The following is a 1,152-nucleotide window of genomic DNA, read 5'->3' as shown; positions in this document are numbered from 1 at the left end:
CCTGCAGGTGTACAACAATATTTTTGTAGAAACAAAGATGCAGTTCACAGGAGTTGGCCAGATGATCATCATCGGCAGCAACTGTACCATCTCCATGAAAAATAATATTTTCTGGCTGACTGATGGTGTAGACGTAGCAAGGTCGGGTATCTTCAATCTGGCGCAGAATACGCATGAAAATAATATCTATCACCTTGGCACCGGAAGTGTACTGGGCTTTACGGCCAACGCCAGCGAGTTATCTACCATGGCATCGCTCTTTACCAGCATCGCTGGTACCGATCCGGAATTGTGGAACTACAACCCGCTTGCTGCCAGCCCTGCTGTCGACTTCGGCAGGAGCGTTGGACTTACCAGGGATTTTGCGGGTACTTCAGTAGCGGGCAACAGCACACCGAATGCCGGTATGCTGGAAGGCGGCGTAACTACTCCCACAACTCCGCTGGCCGCAACATCTACCGCAGCAGCTGTAGCCTGTAACGGTGGTACTACTACTGTAACAGTGGCGGCAACCGGTGGTACTGCACCTTATACCGGTACAGGAACTTTTACCAAACCAGCAGGCACACACACTTTCACCGTAACGGATGCAGCAGGCGCTTCTGCTACCACATCAGTAACCGTAACCCAGCCATTGCTGCCTCTTACAGCCGTATTGTCGGCCGGAGTGATCCTGCTCAACGGTGGCGTTACCGCTATTACAACGGTAGCAGCCGGTGGAACAATTCCCTATACTTACAGCCTTAATGCAGGAACATATCAATCCAGCAATATATTTAACGGTGTTGCAGCAGGCACACATCGTATCACCGTAAAAGATTCCAAAGGTTGTACGGTGAGCGAAACGATCACTATTACACAACCCGGCCCTGCTCCTGCACCACTGGTAGCGGCAGCAAGCGCAACGGGTACCATCGCCTGTAATGGTGGTACTACTTCTGTAACCGTATCGGCTACAGGTGGTACGGCACCTTACACCGGTACAGGTACTTTCACCAAAGGTGCAGGTACACACAATTTCACGGTAACTGATGCGGCAGGTTCAACTGCCACTGCCACTGTTACGATCACACAGCCAACCGTACTTAACTCTACTGCTACTGCCGGTACCATCACTGTAAATGGCGGTTCTACCACCATCACAGCCGGGGT

At 51.5% G+C, this 1,152-nt stretch carries 1 protein-coding gene; it reads left to right on the top strand.

The annotated features are described in order from the left end of the window. The coding region (locus EGI32_RS11270; RefSeq protein ID WP_255155459.1) for a hypothetical protein at nucleotides 1-1,152 on the top strand (1,152 nt) is incomplete at both ends.

Source organism: Ferruginibacter sp. HRS2-29 (assembly GCF_024343615.1).
GTDB lineage: Bacteria > Bacteroidota > Bacteroidia > Chitinophagales > Chitinophagaceae > Ferruginibacter.
The sequence above is the reverse complement of the archived record's forward strand: the minus strand, read 5'-3'. Positions and strand labels throughout refer to the sequence as shown.